The 16,394-nt window shown below is 72.9% G+C and carries 17 protein-coding genes; 8 read left to right on the top strand and 9 right to left on the bottom strand.

Annotated features, from left to right (window positions below; translation table 11 throughout):
* Positions 1-115: 115 nt before the first annotated feature.
* The 3 genes from FZ103_RS07840 to FZ103_RS07830 form a co-directional block, all read right to left on the bottom strand.
* Positions 116-760: an alpha/beta hydrolase gene (locus tag FZ103_RS07840; protein WP_155999923.1), complete on the bottom strand. Its 645-nt coding sequence runs from the start codon at positions 758-760 to the stop codon at positions 116-118.
* 88 nt (positions 761-848) lie between these two features.
* Complete coding sequence (locus tag FZ103_RS07835) at positions 849-1,808, bottom strand: VOC family protein (protein WP_155999921.1); 960 nt, start codon at positions 1,806-1,808, stop codon at positions 849-851.
* 183 nt (positions 1,809-1,991) lie between these two features.
* A complete protein-coding gene (locus FZ103_RS07830; protein WP_155999919.1) occupies positions 1,992-2,642 on the bottom strand; it encodes a hypothetical protein in 651 nt (216 codons plus the stop codon).
* A 60-nt stretch (positions 2,643-2,702) separates the two neighbouring features.
* On the opposite strand from FZ103_RS07830, the gene FZ103_RS07825 reads away from it, so the two are divergent.
* From FZ103_RS07825 to FZ103_RS07815, 3 genes are all read left to right on the top strand, one after another.
* Positions 2,703-3,335, top strand: a complete 633-nt coding sequence (locus tag FZ103_RS07825; RefSeq protein ID WP_155999917.1) for a TetR/AcrR family transcriptional regulator — start codon at positions 2,703-2,705, stop codon at positions 3,333-3,335.
* Positions 3,336-3,460: 125 nt separating this feature from the next.
* Positions 3,461-4,351, top strand: coding sequence for an SMP-30/gluconolactonase/LRE family protein (locus FZ103_RS07820; protein WP_155999915.1), 891 nt, complete (start codon positions 3,461-3,463; stop codon positions 4,349-4,351).
* A gap of 276 nt (positions 4,352-4,627) precedes the next feature.
* Positions 4,628-5,932, top strand: a complete 1,305-nt coding sequence (locus FZ103_RS07815; RefSeq protein WP_155999913.1) for a glycoside hydrolase family 30 beta sandwich domain-containing protein — start codon at positions 4,628-4,630, stop codon at positions 5,930-5,932.
* 27 nt (positions 5,933-5,959) lie between these two features.
* Here the strand turns inward: FZ103_RS07815 and FZ103_RS07810 are convergent, their stop codons facing one another.
* The 5 genes from FZ103_RS07810 to FZ103_RS07790 form a co-directional block, all read right to left on the bottom strand.
* Entirely contained in the window at positions 5,960-6,589 is a 630-nt protein-coding gene (locus FZ103_RS07810; protein ID WP_155999912.1) for a GyrI-like domain-containing protein, read from the bottom strand.
* 197 nt (positions 6,590-6,786) lie between these two features.
* Positions 6,787-8,055 (bottom strand): FAD-dependent oxidoreductase, encoded by a 1,269-nt coding sequence (locus tag FZ103_RS07805; RefSeq protein WP_343233428.1) that lies wholly within the window; start codon positions 8,053-8,055, stop codon positions 6,787-6,789.
* Positions 8,056-8,078: 23 nt separating this feature from the next.
* Positions 8,079-8,702, bottom strand: coding sequence for a maleylpyruvate isomerase family mycothiol-dependent enzyme (locus FZ103_RS07800; RefSeq protein ID WP_155999911.1), 624 nt, complete (start codon positions 8,700-8,702; stop codon positions 8,079-8,081).
* Positions 8,699-9,535 carry a fumarylacetoacetate hydrolase family protein gene (locus tag FZ103_RS07795; protein ID WP_155999910.1) on the bottom strand — a complete coding sequence of 279 codons (837 nt, stop codon included), beginning with the start codon at positions 9,533-9,535 and terminating at the stop codon, positions 8,699-8,701. Before FZ103_RS07795 ends, FZ103_RS07800 begins: the two co-directional genes overlap by 4 nt.
* A 4-nt stretch (positions 9,536-9,539) precedes the next feature.
* Positions 9,540-10,727, bottom strand: coding sequence for a cupin domain-containing protein (locus tag FZ103_RS07790; RefSeq protein WP_155999909.1), 1,188 nt, complete (start codon positions 10,725-10,727; stop codon positions 9,540-9,542).
* A 68-nt stretch (positions 10,728-10,795) separates the two neighbouring features.
* Here FZ103_RS07790 and FZ103_RS07785 point away from each other — a divergent pair, with 68 nt between their 5' ends.
* Positions 10,796-11,575, top strand: a complete 780-nt coding sequence (locus tag FZ103_RS07785) for an IclR family transcriptional regulator (RefSeq protein WP_155999908.1) — start codon at positions 10,796-10,798, stop codon at positions 11,573-11,575.
* Positions 11,576-11,616: 41 nt separating this feature from the next.
* Here FZ103_RS07785 and FZ103_RS07780 read toward each other — a convergent pair whose 3' ends face one another.
* Positions 11,617-13,137 (bottom strand): MFS transporter, encoded by a 1,521-nt coding sequence (locus FZ103_RS07780; protein WP_156000101.1) that lies wholly within the window; start codon positions 13,135-13,137, stop codon positions 11,617-11,619.
* 73 nt (positions 13,138-13,210) lie between these two features.
* Here FZ103_RS07780 and FZ103_RS07775 point away from each other — a divergent pair, with 73 nt between their 5' ends.
* From FZ103_RS07775 to FZ103_RS07760, 4 genes are all read left to right on the top strand, one after another.
* The gene (locus tag FZ103_RS07775) at positions 13,211-13,777 is read left to right on the top strand and encodes a TetR/AcrR family transcriptional regulator (RefSeq protein ID WP_155999907.1); all 567 of its coding nucleotides are present in this window, start codon (positions 13,211-13,213) and stop codon (positions 13,775-13,777) included.
* 360 nt (positions 13,778-14,137) lie between these two features.
* Entirely contained in the window at positions 14,138-14,707 is a 570-nt protein-coding gene (locus tag FZ103_RS07770; protein WP_155999906.1) for a snapalysin family zinc-dependent metalloprotease, read from the top strand.
* Positions 14,708-14,855: 148 nt separating this feature from the next.
* Positions 14,856-15,365 (top strand): hypothetical protein, encoded by a 510-nt coding sequence (locus FZ103_RS07765; protein WP_155999905.1) that lies wholly within the window; start codon positions 14,856-14,858, stop codon positions 15,363-15,365.
* Positions 15,366-15,755: 390 nt separating this feature from the next.
* A complete protein-coding gene (locus FZ103_RS07760; protein ID WP_155999904.1) occupies positions 15,756-16,262 on the top strand; it encodes a hypothetical protein in 507 nt (168 codons plus the stop codon).
* Positions 16,263-16,394 lie beyond the last annotated feature (132 nt).

Below are 16,394 nucleotides of genomic sequence, written 5' to 3'. Positions count from 1 at the left end.
ATCGCAAAGACCGCAAAATGCACAAGTCGGCTCCGGCTCTGCCGAGGCGGCGCCCGCACGGCAGTGGGTGCACGCTCCCGGAAGCGGCCGCTGCCGGGAGCCGCGGAGCGGGCGGTCAGCGCGGCGGCCGGGCGAGCCGCCGCAGGAAGGCGCGGATGCGGTCGACGGCGTCGTCGTTGACGCGGTGCTCGGTGTCGTCGTAGATGTCGCAGGTCACCCGGGCACCCAGTCCGGAGAGCGCCGCGGCGGTGGCGTGCACCCGGTGCAGGGGCACCCACTCGTCCCGCTCGGCCGTGGCCATCAGCACCGGCATACCCGCCAGACCGGCGCCGCCGCCCGCCCACTCGCGCTCCTGCGGCCCCATATAGCCGCCGGTGTGCAGGACGGCTCCGGCCAGGCCGGGGCGGCGGGTGAGCAGGTACTCGGCGAGCAGGCAGGCGCCCTGGGAGAAGCCGAACACCGCGACCGGCGCCGGGGCCGCCGACAACTCCGCCAGGTGGGTCCCGACGGCCTCCAGGGCCTGGTCCAGGCGGGGCCGGTTCCGCTCGGGTGCCAGCATGAAGCCCCCGGGATACCAGGTGTGCTCGGCGGCCTGGGGCAGCACCCACGCGGCGCCGTCCAGGTCGACGCGCCGCGCGACATCGCGCATGTACTCGGCGGACTGCCCGCGCCCGTGGACGGCGTAGACGACGACGCCGGCTTCGCCGAGGGCGGCGCCGTGGTGGGACGGGGGGACCGCCAGATGCGGGTTGCCGCTCATCGGCTGCCTTTCTGTGAAGCGGTCGGGCCCCGGCCGGGCCGATCGGCCGGGGCCCGCGGGCCGGGCGGGCTCGTAGGCGGCCGGGCCGCTACCCGCCCGTGGTGACCGGCTCCAGCCGGGCGAGGATGGACTCGCGCTCGGCCTCGAACTGCGGGGGCAGCATGAAGTTCCGGCCCAGCTCCTCGGGCGACTCGTCGCAGTCCCAGCCCCCGTCCTCATGGGTGACGGCCAGCTCGAACAGGGCGCCGCCGGGGGTGCGCACGTAGTGCGACTTGAAGTAGGTGCGGTCTTTCAGCTCGGAGATGTCGGTGTAGCCGGCCCCCTCGATGTCGAACTTGACGGCCTCCTGGTTGTCCAGGGTGTCCAGGTTCCAGGCGAAGTGGTGGTAGGTGCCCGCGCCGAAGTGCCAGGTGCCCTGGTCGTCGGAGCGGTTGCCGGTCAGCTCCACGTAGTTGCCGAAGGCGTCGGAGCCCAGCTGCAGCCGCGCCCGATCGCCCTCTTCGCGGATCTTCTCGGAGGCGAAGAAGGCGTCGGTGGCGAACTCCACGAGGCGGTCCTGGTCGTAGACGTGCATCCCGATGCCGTGGATGCCGTGGACGGCGTGTTCGGGCGGCACGCCGTTGCCGGGGTGGCCCACGCGGGGGTCTCCCTCGGTGCCGACCAGGACGTACTCGATCCCGCAGGGGTGGCGCAGCTCCAGGCGGCGCTGCCCGAACGCCTCGGCGTGGGCGGTCTCGATACCGAACTCGGCCATGCGCTTCGTCCAGAAGTCCAGTGAGGCGGCGGGCACCGACAGCAGCACCTCGCGGGCCTGGTTGGTGCCGCGCTTGCCGTAGACCCCGGCCTGGGCCCAGGGGAAGCACGTGATGACGGAGGAGGGGTCGCCGGCGGCGTTGGAGTAGTAGAAGTGGTAGATCGGCGTGGCGCCGTCGTAGAGGACGGTCTTCTTGATGAAGCGCATGCCCAGGGCCTTGGTGTGGAAGTCGACGTCGGCCTGGGCGCCGCCTACGGACAGGGTGACGTGGTGGGAGCCGAGCAGATAGGTCATGGCTGGTGCTCCTTCGCCGGTACGCCGTCGGGGCGGAGCCGGGGTCGCTGGCTGGCAGGGCGTCCGTTGGGATCACGACCGCTGCATGCGATCGTCATACAAGACGGCGCCGGAGAAAAGGGGGCCGCGGCCACCGGAGCGATCTTCGGCCCGGCCGAGCCCCGCGGTCCCGCCCGGCCGGTGTCAGAGGCCCAGCAGGACGATGCTGTAGGCGACGATCCAGGCGGCCCACCCCAACCAGCCGACCAGACCCACCAGCGCGGTCCGGTCGGTGCCGTCGGCGTTGAAGGGACTCGCCGAGGAGGACAGGAAGAGCAGCGCCGCGCTGGCGTATCCCAGCGCCGCGTGCCAGCCGGGAATCAGCCCGGACCCCGCCCCGGCCGCGGTGAAGCCCAGCAGCGCTATGGCGAGGAAGACCTGGTTGAAACCGAACAGCACGTTGCTCAGCCCCCACAGTCCGGCCAGCGCTCCGCGGCTCTCCGCGGCCGCCGAGGCCATGCCGAAACGCAGCGCCTCCACGACCGTGAACGTGGCGTTCTGCATGAGCACGCCCGCGAATCCCACCAGGGCCCAGGCCCCTGCTCCCGAGCCGCCGCGCCACAGCACCGACAGCAGCCCGGCGGCGAAGACCGTGGTGCACACCCAGGAGAGGGGTGCGGCCACCGACGGCTTCTTCAGCGCCTCCCCGATCCCGGCATAGGCCCCGGCGGCCGCCTCAAGGCTCGCGGCCGTGCCCGGCAGCGGCAGCCGGGCACGGACATAGACGATGTTGACGGCGATCGCCGCCACGACGAACCCGATGCCCGCCAGGCCCGCCATGCTGGTGAGACTCACCGCGCCCTCCTTGGTTTACGCATATTATATTGAATATAGGTCGGAGAGCGGAGGTTGTACATGGAGGCTGAGACCGGACGCCGCCGCTACGATTCGCTGCGCCGGCAGGCGCAGGCGCACCGGACCCGGGCCGAGATCGCCGGCGCCGCCCGGCGGCTGTTCACGGCCCAGGGCTGGGCCGCGACCACCGTGCGCGACGTGGCACGCGAAGCAGGGGTCTCCGTGCCCACCGTCTACGCGGCGTATCGAAACAAGACGGGGCTCGTGTGGGCCCTGGCGGATGCGGCCGACCTGACCGCCGACCTGCCGCGCATGATCGGCGAACTGGAGGCCGCCGCCGATCCCGGGCAGCAGCTCGCGGCCATGGCCGGCTACGACCGGCGGCTCTTCGAGCGCTCGGGCGACCTCATCGCCCTGGTGCGCGAGGCGGGCCGCACCGAGCCCGAGCTCGCGGCGCTGTACGACCAGGGCCGCCGCAAGGCCGATCTGACCCGGGTCGAGGTGTTCTCCGCCTGGCCCAAGGGCGTGCTCCGGCCCGGCCTGGACGTGCCCGCCGCCGTCGACGTCTACGCCGCTCTGTGCAACATCGACGTCTACACCACCCTCACGGTCGAGCGCGCCTGGTCGGCCGAGCGCGTCGAGCGGTGGTGGGGCGAGGCCCTCGTCCGGGAGCTGCTGGATCCCCGACGGTAGGGCGGCGGGAGGGTGCGGCCGCGCCGGCGGCCCCGCCGGCGGTCCCGCCGCTTGGGCCTCGCCCGGCGCCGAGCGGTGTGCGACGATGTGCCGCCACATCGCGTACCCGACGAGGTGATCCGAGCATGAGCGCCCCCACGCCCACCCGTCCGCCGCGCCGCCTGCACGCCGATCCCGTCGACGCCCCTCGGGCCCACCACGGCGAAGGCCCCGTCTGGTGCCCCGATGAGGGCCTGCTGCGCTGGGTCGACATGCTCGCCGGAGACGTCCTCGCCATCACCCCGGACGGCCGGGCGCTGCCCCGGCTGCACATCGGCGAGGTCGCGGCCGCCGTCCGCCCGCGGCTGGGTGGCGGCCTCGTCGCGGCCGTGGAACGCGGCTTCGCCCTGGTCGATCCGGCGACGGGGGCGGTGCGCGCGCTGCCCGAGCTGTGGAGCGACCCCGGCGTGCGCATGAACGAGGGCGGCTGCGACCCCCGGGGCCGCTTCTACTGCGGCTCCATGGCCTACGACGCCGCGCCGGGCCGCGGCGCCCTCTACCGGCTCGACACCGACCTCACCGCGACCCGCGTTCTCGACGGCGTCACGATCTCCAACGGCCTCGTCTGGACGCCGGCGGGGGACCGCGCCTACTACGTCGACACGCCCACGCGCCGGATCGACTCCTTCGCCATCACCGCTGAGGGCGAGCTGGGGGAGCGGACCGCTTTCGTCGCGATCCCCGAGGGCGCGGGCAACCCCGACGGGCTCTGCCTCGACGCCGAAGGAGGCGTGTGGGTGGCGCTGTGGGACGGAGCGGCCGTCCACCGCTACACCCCCGCGGGCGAGCTGGACGCCGTCGTGGACGTGCCGGTTCCGCGGCCGACCGCATGCGCCTTCGGCGGCCCCGAGCTGAGCGACCTCTACATCACCACCTCGGCGATCGACGCGGACACGGCGCGATGGCCGCGGGCCGGCGCGCTGTTTCGCACCCGACCGGGCGTGCGGGGCATTCCGCCCCGGGGTTTCGCCGGATAAGGGCAGGCGGCGGCGGGCGAAGGCTTCGGTGCGGCGGCCGCCGCCCCGAAACCCCGCCGGATCCGCCGTTCACAGCAGCCCCGGGAAAAACTACAATTCTTGGTAAGCGCTTCCCGCTACGCCTCCGTTTTCCCTTTCACCAGCACAGACAGCCGCCGCGGCAATACTCTCCGAAAATTTCGAGAAAGCTCCCGCGGCGGCCCACCGAAACGGCGCCGACCGAGGCGGCGGTATTCGCGGCATGCCGAAATCCCCCACCGTTCCGAGGAGGAACAGATGCCGAAACACCCGGACGAACCCATGGGCACCGGGCCGCAACCGCCGAGTCGCCGATCCGTACTGGCGATGATGGGCGCCCTCCCGGCGATCGTGGCCGCCAAGCCGCCCGCCGGCGGCCCTTCCGCGGCGGCGCGCGCCCACGTGCGCGTCGACCCCGCGGCGCGCCGGCAGACGATCCGGGGTTTCGGCGGCATGAACCACACGGCCTGGATCGACGACCTCACCCCCGCCCAGCGGGACACGGCCTTCGGCAACGGCGAGGGGCAGTTGGGGTTCACCGTGCTGCGGATCCCCGTCCACGAGGACCGGGCGAACTGGAGCGGCGAGGTGGCCACGGCCCGGCGCGCGATCGAGCACGGCGCGCTCGTCATCGCCGCGCCGTGGAACCCGCCCGCGCACATGGTCGAGACGTTCGTCCGCGGCGAGCAGACCGACGCCAAACGGCTCCGCCACGACATGTACGGCGCATATGCGCAGCACCTCAACGACTTCTACCACTTCATGCGGGACAACGGTGTCGACCTGTACGCCCTCTCGGTGCAGAACGAACCCGATTACGCCCACCAGTGGACGTGGTGGACGCCGGAGGAGATGATCCGGTTCCTGCGCGAGAACGCCGGATCGATCGACACCAAGGTCATCGCCCCGGAATCCTTCCAGTATGTGAAGAGCTTCTCGGATCCGATTCTCAACGACCCCGAAGCGCTCGCCAACCTGGACGTTTTCGGAACCCACCTCTACGGCACGGCCTATGAGGACTTCGACTACCCCCTCTTCGAGGAGAAGGGCCGGGGCAAGGAACTCTGGATGACCGAGGTCTACCACCCCAACAGCAGCGACTCGGCCGACCTGTGGCCCCAGGCGCTGGAGGTGGGCGAGCACATCCACCACGCCCTGGTGGTCGGCGGGTTCCAGACCTACCTGTGGTGGTACATCCGCCGCTACTACGGCCCCATGCTCGACGACGGAACGATCAGCAAGCGCGGCGCCAACATGGCGCACTTCTCCAAGTTCGTCCGGCCGGGATACGTCCGCATCGACGCGCCCGCCAATCCCCGGCCCGACGTGTTCGTCTCGGCGTACCGGGGCGGTGGCGGCGAAGTCGTCATCGTCGCCATCAACAAGGGGACCTCGCCCGCGGTGCAGCGCTTCACCGTGGAGGACACCGCCGCCACCCGGGTGTCGTCCTGGCGCACGGACGCCGATGCCAACCTCGCCCCCCAGGAGGACATCAGGCTGTCCCACGGCTCCTTCACCGGCAAGCTCCCCGCCCAGAGCGTGACGACCTACGTGACCTCCTGAAGCGCGCCGTGACGGCCGGTCGCGCGGCTAACCGCCACGTGCGGGCGCGACCGGCTGGCGCAGGATGGTGCGCTGCTTCTCGGGCGCGGTCCTGCGCGGGTCGCTGAGGTAGATCTCGTGGTGCCTGCCGGTCATGCGCAGGCCGTTCTCGGGGATGAACCCGCGGTGCATCCGCGCCAGCACCTCCGCCTCGCCGTCGAAGGGGCCGATGTGCAGCGTCTGCACGCAGCGCCCCTCCGACAGCGTCTCCAGTCGAACGTCCTCCAGCCGCGCCGGCCTGTTCTTGGCCCCGGCCGCTTCGACCGCGGCGGTGAACATCGGGGGGCCGATCCAGTCCGGGACCATGATCATCAGCGTCCAGTCCCACTTCGACTTGTCGCGCGCCGCCGTGTAGGCGTCCATGTCCTCGGCCCACCACAGCCCCTCCAGCGGCATGACGACGTGGTCGCGCCCGAGGTCCTGCTTGCTCGCGAACTTCAGCTTGTAGGCCACCGGGTAGAGGGCCCGGACCGACTCGGCGAACAGCGGCGAGGTGTTGGGGTCGCCGTGGCCGTCGATCATGAGGTACTGCAGGTCGGGAACGTCCACGACGCGGAACCGGCCCGCTTTGGCCTGGTAGGCGTCGAGGCTCCGCTTGAAGTCGGTCTTGTCGGTCATCGGGCACCTGGGCTCGGCGAGCCGCCACCTTTCCGCCGGGTTCGACGAGTGGCAGAACACTAGCGCCGGCGCCGGCGAACCTCACCTCCCGCCCGCCGGGGCGGCCCCTCCTGCGGCGCGGCCGTGCGGCCACCCGAGTGGCCGACGGCCGCAGGCCGGCCGCAGCGGTGGCCCTGCGGCCGCCTCTCACCGCGGTGTCAGATCCGGGCGCGGTGCGGCGCCTCGGCGGGGTCGCCGGCCGATGCCAGGGGGATCGGGCGGAACATCTCGGGCTCGTCCTCGGGGAGCAGCGCGGTGGGCCGGTAGACCCAGTCGGTGAAGGAGTGGTCGGTGGTCTCCCGGGCCCGCAGGATCGCGTTGCGCTGACGGCGCGCGAGGCCGTCGAGGTGCCACAGGTCCCCCCAGGCGCGGGCGGTCAGCACCACCCGGCGGCAGTGCTCGGCGCGGACGGCCTCGTAGGCGGCCAGCGCGGCCGGCCAGTCCACCGCGCCGTCCGCGCGGCGCTGCCGGGCGGCGTGCGCGCCCAGCACCCAGCCGTCCTCGATCGCCATGATCGCGCCCTGGGCCATGTACTGCAGCGGCGGGTGCGCGGCGTCCCCCAGAAGCGCGATGCTTCCCTGGACCCAGGTCATGATCGGGTCGCGGTCGAACATGGGCCACCAGCGGTCGCGCCACATCGAGGGGATGGCCTCCCGCACGGCGGGGCACGTGTCGGCGAAGGCGGCGTCCAGCTCATCCGGTGTACCCCACTCGGCTTCGCCGGCGCGGGCCTTGGGCGACTCGAACACCGCGACCTGGTTGAGCATCTCGCCGCCGCGCAGGGCGTAGTGCACGAAGTGGCAGCCCGGGCCGACGTAGACGGCCACCTCCGACAGGTCGACCCCGCGGTCCAGGTCGGCCACGGGAACGGTTCCCCGGTAGGCGGCGTAGTCGCTGCTGACCGGTTCGTCCTCGACCAGGAGTCCGCGGGCGGTGGAGTGGAGCCCGTCGGCGGCGATCACCACGCGGGCGGACCGCTCGCTTCCGTCGGCGAGCGTGACCGCGGCGCCGTCGGCGGTGTTGCGGTATCCGGTCACCGGACTGTCGGTGACCAGGTCGACGCCGGCGCGCCGGCAGGCCCGCAGGAACATGCCGTGCAGGTCGCTGCGGTGGATGACCATGTAGGGGAACCCGTAGGTGCGTTCCAGGTCGGCAAGGTCGAGGGCGGTGAGGTCGGAGCCGTCGAGGGCGTCGCGCATCACCATGCGCGAGGGCAGCACGCCCAGGCTCGCGGCCTCCTCCAGCAGCCCGTAGTCGTGCAGGATCCGGGTGCAGTTGGGCGCGAGCTGGATGCCCGCCCCGACCTCGCCGAACTCCGCGGCGCGCTCCAGGACCCGCACGGCGAGCCCCTGGCGGGTGAGGGAGAAGGCGGTCGACAGGCCCCCGATGCCGCCGCCGACGATCAGGACGTCGCAACTGGTGTTCACGGTCGGTGACTCCTCTCGGGGCCTCAGAGCCAGGGCCCCAGCTCGGGGGTGCCGGCCAGGGTGTGGGGGCGTCCGGCGAGCCAGGCGGCGACCTCGGGCAGCGGCCCCTCGGGCAGCTCGTCGAGGCCGCGCTTGGCCCGGATCTCCTCGCGCAGCGCCAGCAGGAAACCCGGGGGCAGGTCGGCGAAGGCGACGCCGCGGTCCAGATCGACCGCGTGGACGAAGACCTCCCGGGCGCGCATCCAGGGCACCTCGGTGGCCGCGACGTCGCGGCCCTGGGCGGTGCGCACCCGGCGCCGCCACTGCTCGCCGGTGAGGCGCTCCATGGCCCCGGCGAGCCGCTCGGCGCTCTGGCTGAGCCACGCCTGCAGCTCCTCGGCGGACATCGCGGCGCCCCTCTCGATCCCGGCGGCACGTTCCTCGGGGGAGGCGTACATCGGTGTCTCGACGCCGGTGGCGGCCCAGTGCACCAGGTTGCCCAGTGCGTCGGCGTTGGCGGCGACGTGCCCGACGAGGTGCCTGCGCGTCCAGCCCGGCAGGGCGGTGGGTCGGTCGTAGCCGTCCTCGCCCAGCTTCGCGGCCGTGGCCAGGAACAGCCGCGTGCCTTCGGCGCACCAGCGGGCGGCGTCGGCGAAGGTGCGGCTCATCGGCCGTCCTTGACGATCGTGTTCTCGCAGCGCCCGACGCCCTCGACCGCGGTGACGACCCGCTCGCCGCCCTGGAGGTAGATCTTGGGGTCGCGGGCGTGCCCGACGCCGCCGGGCGTGCCGGTGGCGATGATGTCGCCGGGATTGAGCCGGGTGACGGTCGAGACGTAGCGGACCAGGTCGACCGGGTCGAAGACCAGTTCCTCGGTGGTGTTGTCCTGCATGGTCCGCCCGTCGACGCCGGTGGTCACCCGCACCGCGGGGCGGACGCCGCCGGGCACCTCGTCGGGGGTGACGAGGTGGGGGCCGACCGGGGTCGTGGAGTCCCAGATCTTGCCCTGCGTCCACTCGACGGTGCGGAACTGCCAGTCGCGGGCGGTGATGTCGTTCAGCACGGTGAAACCGGCGATCGCCGCGGCCGCCTCGTCCTCGCCGGCGCGGCGGACCCGCCGGCCGATCACGACCGCGAGCTCCACCTCCCAGTCGAAGGCGTCGGTCTCGGCCGGCTTGACGATGTCGTCGTAGGCGCCGGTGAGGGTGTCGGCGAACTTGGGGAACAGGGTCGGGTGCTCGGGCAGGTCCCGGCCCATCTCGCGGATGTGGTTGCGGTAGTTGAGGCCGACGCAGACGACCTTGGACGGCGCCGGAACGACCGGGGCCAGGCCGGTGCCCCCGGCCGCCTCGACCGGGGTGCCGGCCGCCTCGGCCGCCGCCCGCCAGCCGGGGGCGGCGAGGAAGGCGCCCAGGTCGGGGGCGCCGAGGTCCAGCAGGGTGTCCCCGTCGACCTTGACGGCCCGGGGTCCTTCGGGGGTGCGGATGGTGGCGAGCTTCATGTGATCAGGCGTTCCCGTCGTTGTCGTCGCGCTGGGTGCGGTGCAGGCCGAGGGCCGCGAAGACGGGGGCGTCGCTGTAGCGGAACAGGTCCAGCGCCCCCGAGTCGGAGTCGGTGGAACCGGCCTGGGAGGTCACCGAGAACGGCGTCCAGGACGGCACCGTGAACAGGTCGCCGCGGGTCACCGACCAGGTCGTCTCGCCCACGGTCACCGAGCCGGAGCCGTCGAAGACCTGGTAGACCGACGAGCCGGTCTCGCGCACCGGCGCGGTGGTCGCGCCGCGGGCGACGCGGTGGAACTCGGCGCGGATCGTCGGCAGCACGTCGCCGCCGTCGTGCGGGTTGGTGTAGCGCACGGCCGCGTGGCCGGGTTCGACCGTCCCGCCGCAGCCCTCCCGCTCCATGGCGAGCTGGTCGTCGAGGGCGCGGTCGGTGAACTCCCACTTGTAGGCCAGCAGCGGCGATCCGGGGGCGACTTCGCCGACCGACAGCGGCCGCAGACCGGGGTGCCCCCACAGCCGCTCCGAGCGCGAGCGCTGCGGCGACACCCGTTCGGCGGCGGAGACCTCGTCGCGGCCGAACTGGAAGAACTGCGCCTCGGTCGCGTACTGGAAGGGGATGTCCAGGCCGTCGATCCAGGCCATCGGCTCGGCGGTGGCGTTGTGGTGGGCGTGCCAGTTCCAGCCGGCCTGGGGGAGGAAGTCGCCCCGGCGCATCGGGACGGCGTCGCCCACCGGGGTGTCGCCGCTGCCGCCCACGACCGTCCACACGCCCTCGCCCTCGACGACGAAGCGGAAGGCGTTCTGGGTGTGGCGGTGCTCCGGGGCGTCCTCGCCCGGCATGAGGTACTGGATCGCCGCCCACAGGGTCGGGGTCGCGAACGGGCGCCCGCCCAGGGCCGGGTTGGCCAGTGCGATCGCGCGGCGCTCACCGCCGCGCCCGACCGGGACCAGGTCGCCGGCGCGCGCCGCGAGCCGGCGCAGGTTCTGCCAGCGCCACAGGTGGGGCACGGCCCGCGAGCGGGGGTGCTGCGGCATCAGGTCGCCGATCTCGGTCCACAGCGGGACCAGCAGCTCCTGCTCGAAGCCGCGGTAGAGCTCGTGGAGTTCGGGGGTGACGTCGGGCTGATCGGGCGCGTCGACGGCCTCCAGGCGAACCGGGGACGCCGAGTCGGTGACATGGGGTGCGGTCATGGTCGTAGAGTGCCAGCGATCACCATGGCAGAACGCGGGATTCTGTCTTGAAGAACAGGAGGCCGGCGATGACCGCCCCGGACAAGCCGCCCAAGACGGCGCCCGCCTACGCGATCGCGAGCGTCGACCACGCCCTGCGGCTGGCCACGATGCTCCAGTTGGAGGGGGCCATCAGCGTCACCGACGCGGCCCGGCGGCTCGGCGTGGCGCGCTCCACCGCCCACCGGCTGCTGGCCATGCTGGTCTACCGCGACTTCGCCGTGCGGGGGGACGACCACGCCTACCGCCCCGGGCCGGTGCTGGAGCTGGCCGGGCACTCCCGCTCGCGCGCCGCCCGGCTGCGCGAGACCGCACTGCCCCACCTGCGGCGGCTGGTGGCTCTGCTGGGGGAGTCGGCCAACCTGACCGTGCGGACCGGCGAGACAGTCCGGTTCGTCGCCGGCGTCGAGTGCGACCGGGCGCTGCGGGTGGGATCCCGCGACGGCATGGTCTTCCCGGCCCACCTGACATCCGGGGGCCTGCTGCTCCTGGCCGAGCTCGACGACGAGCAGCTCGACGAGCTCTATGCCGCCGACCGCTTCGCCGAACGGCCGGGCGATCGCCCGGAGACGGCCGTTCTGCGCCGCGATCTGGCCAAGGTGCGCCGGGCCGGCTTCGCGGTGAACCAGGAGCGCTCCGAGCGCGGCGTGGTCGCGGTGGGCGTGCCGATCCGGATGGCCGGCGAGACGGTCGCCGCGGTGTCGGTGTCGCTGCCCAGCGTGCGCTACGACCGGCGGCGGCTGCCGGCATTGGTGGGAACGCTGCGGCTCGGCTCCGAGCGGCTTGAGGCGGACCTGGCCGGTTCCTGAGGACGAAACCCGGCCGGTTCGCCAAGGGCGGCCGGCGGGGCTCACCCCCGCTCCCGCGCGCGGCGGCCGGCGCTCTCCCGACGAAGCACCGGGACGATCACCGCCGCGGCGAGGGCGGTAACGCCCATACCGGCGAGCGCCGCCGCTGCGAGGCCGTCGGAGTAGGCGCTCAGTGCGGCGTCCCGGAGCGCCGTGGCAGCGGGTCCGGCGGCTCGGTCCGCCGCCGCGAGCGCCGCGGTGAGCGTCTCCCGGGGCGCGGGATCCCTGTCCGTAGGGGCGCCCTCGGCCATGGCGGCGCGGTAGACGGCGCTGGAGACCGCGCCGAACGCGGCGATCCCCAGTGCACCGCCGAACTCCGTGCTCGTCTCGGCCATCCCCGACGCCGCCCCCGCCCGTTCCGGTGCGGTGGCCGAAAGCACCAGCGCGTTGGCGCCAGTGGCGGTGGTGCCGACCCCGAAGGCGAGCACGGTGTAGCCGCCGATGAACGCCGCCAGGGACGTGTCGGTCGGCCCGAACGCGATGCCCGCAAAGCCTGCGGCGGCGGCGAGCAGACCGGTGCCGAGCACCCCGGCGGCACCCGTCCGTGCCGAGAGGGGCGCCGCGACCGCTGCGCCGGCGATGGCGCCGAGGAAGGTCGGCAGCGCCCACAGCGCCGATTGCAGCGCCGACAGCCCGTGCACGGTCTGCATGAAGGTGAACGCGAGCGCTCCGAGGCCGACGGCGGCCATCGAGACGACGGTGTTCGCGCCTATCGCGGCCGAGAACACGGAACCGCGGAAGAGCCCGGCGTCGATCAGCGGATGCCGGGCCCGCCGCTGGTGGGCCGCGAACACCGCAACCCCGCCGGCGCCGACCGCGGCAGCGGCGCCGGCGGCGGCGTCCAACCCGTGGGCGGCGGTGTGCTTCAGCGCGAAGATCAGCCCGAGCACCGCCACCAGCGACATCGCCGCCCCGGGTAGGTCGAACCCCGCCCGCGCGGGATCCCGCGACTCGGGGATCAGCAGCGGGCCCACCGCCAGCAGCAGGGCCATGACCGGAACGTTCATCAGGAACACCGAGCCCCACCAGAACCGCTCCAGCAGGGCCCCGCCGATGACCGGGCCGGCGACGGCGCCGCCGGAGAACGCCGCGGTCCAGGCGCCGACCGCGATGCCGCGTTGGCCGCCGTCGGCGAACATGGCGCGGATCAGCGACAGGGTGGACGGTGCGAGGGTGGCGCCGCCGACGGCCAGCAGCGCCCGCCCGGCGATGAGCAGCTCCGGGCTCGGCGCATAGGCCAGCACCGCTGACGCGGTCCCGAACAGGCCTGCTCCGATCAGGAGCAGACGCCTGCGGCCGATCCGGTCGCCGAGGCCGCCCATGGTGATCAGCAGGCTCGCCATCACGAAGCCGTAGACGTCCATCGCCCACAGCCACTGGGTGGCGGTGGGGCGCAGCGCGGAGGTGATCTGCGGTGCGGCGACGAACAGCACGGAGATGTCCATTGCGACAAGCAGCGCGGGCAGCAGCAGCACGACGAGCCCGCACCAGGTCCGCGCGGTGGCGCGGGAGGAGGAAACCATCACGTGTTTGATCGTACGTACGTCAAAATCGGCCCGCAATACGTACGTACGTCAAAATGCTAGTGTGGTGCCCATGAGCCAACGCGAGGACCTCCTGGCCGGCGCCCGCGCATGCCTCGTGGAGAAGGGGTATCACCGCACGACCGCCCGGGACATCGCGGCGGTCTCGGGCTCGCATCTGGCCTCCATCGGATACCACTTCGGCTCCAAGGACGCCCTGATGAACCTCGCCGCCCTCCAGGCGCAGAACGAGTGGGGCGACGCGATCGAGGCGGCGGTGCGGGCAGGCGCCGGCGCCGGCCCCGCCCAGCGGCTGCGGATCGCCCTGGAGGAGCTGATCTCGTCCTTGCCGCGCCACCGCGAGCTCGTCGTCGCCACCATGCAGGCCTACGCCCAGGCGGAGTTCGACGAGGGCATCCGCCATGCGCTCGCCGACGCCGGCGAGTCCGCCCGGCGCGCGCTGGCCGCCATGCTGCTCGACCGGGACCCCGGCGACCTCGACGCCGAGACCGTCGCCGGAGTCGGCGGCGCGGTGTACGCGACGGTCGTGGGCCTGGCTGTGCAATCCGTGCTCGCCCCCGAAAGCCTGCCGACCGGCGAACAGGCCGCCGCGGCATTGCGCACGCTCACCTGCGAGTAGAGCGGCTGACGCCCGGACGGTTCCGGTATGTCCGACGGCGCCGCGCGTCCTGCGCCGCGGCGGTCCTCGCCGGAACCCTTGCGCGGTCCCGGTTGCAGGCGGGGCCGGGGCCGTCGCGCTCGCGCCGTCTGCCTGCCTGGCGGATCCGTCCGCCGCGTTCACCGATCACCGCGTCGGCTGATGCCCGCGATCGGCGGCGGCTCGCCGCATCCGGACGATCCGCGGCGAATCTCCAGGTCGGTACCAAGCGCGTCAATTAGGCATTCAGGACGCATTGTGGCGATACGTCGCTACAAATAGCATCGGTCCGACCCCACCGGGTCACCGACGATTCGGCACCCCCTACCCCCGGGAGCCCCCATGCTCAGACGCCTGCTCACACCCTTCCTGATCGCCTTGAGCGCACTGGCGCTGGTGGGCGCCGCGCCGGCGACCGCGGCCCCCGCGGAGCGGTCTGCGCCGCCGCGCCAGACAGTCCTGCACTACGACGCCGACCAGGCCGCGGAGTACGCCTCCGCTGTGGCCGAAGCCGCGGCCGTGTGGAACTCCAGCGTCAGCAACGTCCACCTGGAGCCGGCCTCCGCCGGGCAGCACGCCGAGATCCGCATCGTCGCCGACGACGGCTGGCCCCGCGCCCAGCTGGGCCCGGTTCGTCCGGGCGGGCAGGTCACCGTGTGGATGGGCCGCGAAGGCACCGCCGAGGGCTACGACGCGGTGCGCATCGCCGCGCACGAGCTCGGCCACAGCCTGGGCCTGCCCGACGCCAAGCCCGGCCCGTGCTCGTCGCTGATGTCGGGTTCCACCGGCGGCGTGAACTGCACCAACCCCTATCCCGACGCATCCGAGCGCGCGCGTGTCGAGGCCCACTACGGCACCGGCCCAACCGGCCGGCGGCCCACCGACGGCCGACTCCTGATCGACCGCGGCTGAACCGGCGCACCGGCTCCGATCCGCCGCCCTTCGGCGCCGACCCGCCCCCCGCGGGCCGGCGCCGAAGGTGCCACGCTCCCGTTGGGCGCCGTCTGCAGTGCCCGGAGCGCGCTCCCCCTGCCTCGCGCCCATCTGCCATGCTGGAGCCGTGCGCTGGCTGGCCGGAGTGCTCGCGGCTGCCGCCGTCGTAGTCGTCGGCGTGCAGCTCTTCGGCGACGCCTTCCACACCCCGCCCGCGTTCTGCCCGGACGACGCTGACGGCGCCCCGCACGACGATTCAAGGCTGGACTCCCGCCCGCCCGAGGGCCCGGTGTTATATGCGGTGGGGGAGGACGGCATGTGGAATATGACGAGCAGCCTCGACGGCCGCCTGCCCGCCGACTTCCCGTACCGTCCGGCGCTGATCTGCCAGTACCGCACGATGACCGACGAGCAGATCTCCGTCTGCCCCACCTCGGGCGGAGGAGAGATCCCGGTGGTCAGAACCCGGTACCACTACAAGGTCTACGGAATCCCCGGCAAGGACCTCCGCGGCGCTTTCGACCTGCCCGGCATCCCCCTCTGCGAAGGCGGCATCACGACCCGCTCGGAGATTCCCGCCGAACCGGACTACACCGCCATCGCCGAACGCACGGCCCCGTTGCTGCGCGAGGAGTAGGGCCGCGTCTCCCGGCAGACCGAAAGGCAACCGGTGCGTCTCGGCGGACATTCGGCAATGGTCCCCGTTTCGGCAGGTCGGCCGGTCCGTTCCGAATATTCGACGCGAAGGCGGACGTCTCACCGATATTGACGGCACTTCTCCCGTGAAGATCGCATCCGGGCTGGTGATCGATTCTGGCCTTTCGGGCCCTTCGACGAAAGCACGTTGACACCGGTTGGCCCCGCTGCGACTATCACCCCTCCGCCACTGAAATCACCGATGCTTCCGTGTGCCGGGGATACCGCTAACCAGACGGTCGAAAAGGCGGGTCGGAACCGCCTCCGTGCTGCGCTGACATTGGAGTGCTGTGACAGGAAACGCCATTGTGAACACCGCCTCCGAAACCCGATGCTGACGGATCGCCTCGCCGATCCGCGGTTCGCGCTCGGTGTATTCCGTCCGTCCGTGCTGCGCGAGGTGGCCGCCGAGCGGGTCGAGCTGCTGCGGCTGCTGCGGCACGCGGGCGCCGGGACGGTCGCGGCGCTCGTCGGTGCGCAAGCGGTGGGCGTGGCGACGACCGCGCTGGGTGCCGCCGCGACGGGGTGGCTGGTCGGGGCAGTGACACGAAGCGATCGGTTCGCCGAGGTGCTCGGGCCGCTGCTGGCGGTCGTGGGGGTCGTTCTGGTCGACCGGGTGGCGCAGGTCGCTCTGGTGGTGCCGTCTGCGAGCGCGGCGCGGCGCGTGGACGGGGCGGTGCGCCGCATGGTGCGCCGCATCGCGCTGGCGCCCGATGGGATCGGGCATCTCGACGACGCGGAGTTCCGCGACGACGTCGAGCGCGCCTGCGATCTCGGCGTCGGCTGGCGAACCCGGTCGCCCGGCGGTGCCGCGGTCGGCCAGCTGGGAGGCGAGTAGGCATCGGGCGGACGCGGTGACCGACGATCGGGCCGAACCGTGTACCCGCTTCCCGAACGAGGCTCCGCCCTCCCTCTTCGCTTCAACGGCCGGATCGGGCGGGCAAGTAGGTGGTTCCCACCGACGCGACCA

This window comes from Streptomonospora sp. PA3 (assembly GCF_009728995.1).
In the GTDB taxonomy this organism is placed as follows: domain Bacteria; phylum Actinomycetota; class Actinomycetes; order Streptosporangiales; family Streptosporangiaceae; genus Streptomonospora.
The sequence above is the reverse complement of the archived record's forward strand: the minus strand, read 5'-3'. Positions and strand labels throughout refer to the sequence as shown.

Coding starts and splice junctions, on each gene's coding strand:
- FZ103_RS07815 (WP_155999913.1), top strand. CDS start 4,628: ATGCCGAAACACCCGGACGAACCCATGGGCACCGGGCCGCAACCGCCG.
- FZ103_RS07790 (WP_155999909.1), bottom strand. CDS start 10,727: ATGACCGCACCCCATGTCACCGACTCGGCGTCCCCGGTTCGCCTGGAG.
- FZ103_RS07775 (WP_155999907.1), top strand. CDS start 13,211: ATGAGCCAACGCGAGGACCTCCTGGCCGGCGCCCGCGCATGCCTCGTG.
- FZ103_RS07840 (WP_155999923.1), bottom strand. CDS start 760: ATGAGCGGCAACCCGCATCTGGCGGTCCCCCCGTCCCACCACGGCGCC.
- FZ103_RS07820 (WP_155999915.1), top strand. CDS start 3,461: ATGAGCGCCCCCACGCCCACCCGTCCGCCGCGCCGCCTGCACGCCGAT.
- FZ103_RS07760 (WP_155999904.1), top strand. CDS start 15,756: ATGCTGACGGATCGCCTCGCCGATCCGCGGTTCGCGCTCGGTGTATTC.
- FZ103_RS07810 (WP_155999912.1), bottom strand. CDS start 6,589: ATGACCGACAAGACCGACTTCAAGCGGAGCCTCGACGCCTACCAGGCC.
- FZ103_RS07785 (WP_155999908.1), top strand. CDS start 10,796: ATGACCGCCCCGGACAAGCCGCCCAAGACGGCGCCCGCCTACGCGATC.
- FZ103_RS07835 (WP_155999921.1), bottom strand. CDS start 1,808: ATGACCTATCTGCTCGGCTCCCACCACGTCACCCTGTCCGTAGGCGGC.
- FZ103_RS07780 (WP_156000101.1), bottom strand. CDS start 13,137: ATGGTTTCCTCCTCCCGCGCCACCGCGCGGACCTGGTGCGGGCTCGTC.
- FZ103_RS07800 (WP_155999911.1), bottom strand. CDS start 8,702: ATGAGCCGCACCTTCGCCGACGCCGCCCGCTGGTGCGCCGAAGGCACG.
- FZ103_RS07795 (WP_155999910.1), bottom strand. CDS start 9,535: ATGAAGCTCGCCACCATCCGCACCCCCGAAGGACCCCGGGCCGTCAAG.
- FZ103_RS07770 (WP_155999906.1), top strand. CDS start 14,138: ATGCTCAGACGCCTGCTCACACCCTTCCTGATCGCCTTGAGCGCACTG.
- FZ103_RS07825 (WP_155999917.1), top strand. CDS start 2,703: ATGGAGGCTGAGACCGGACGCCGCCGCTACGATTCGCTGCGCCGGCAG.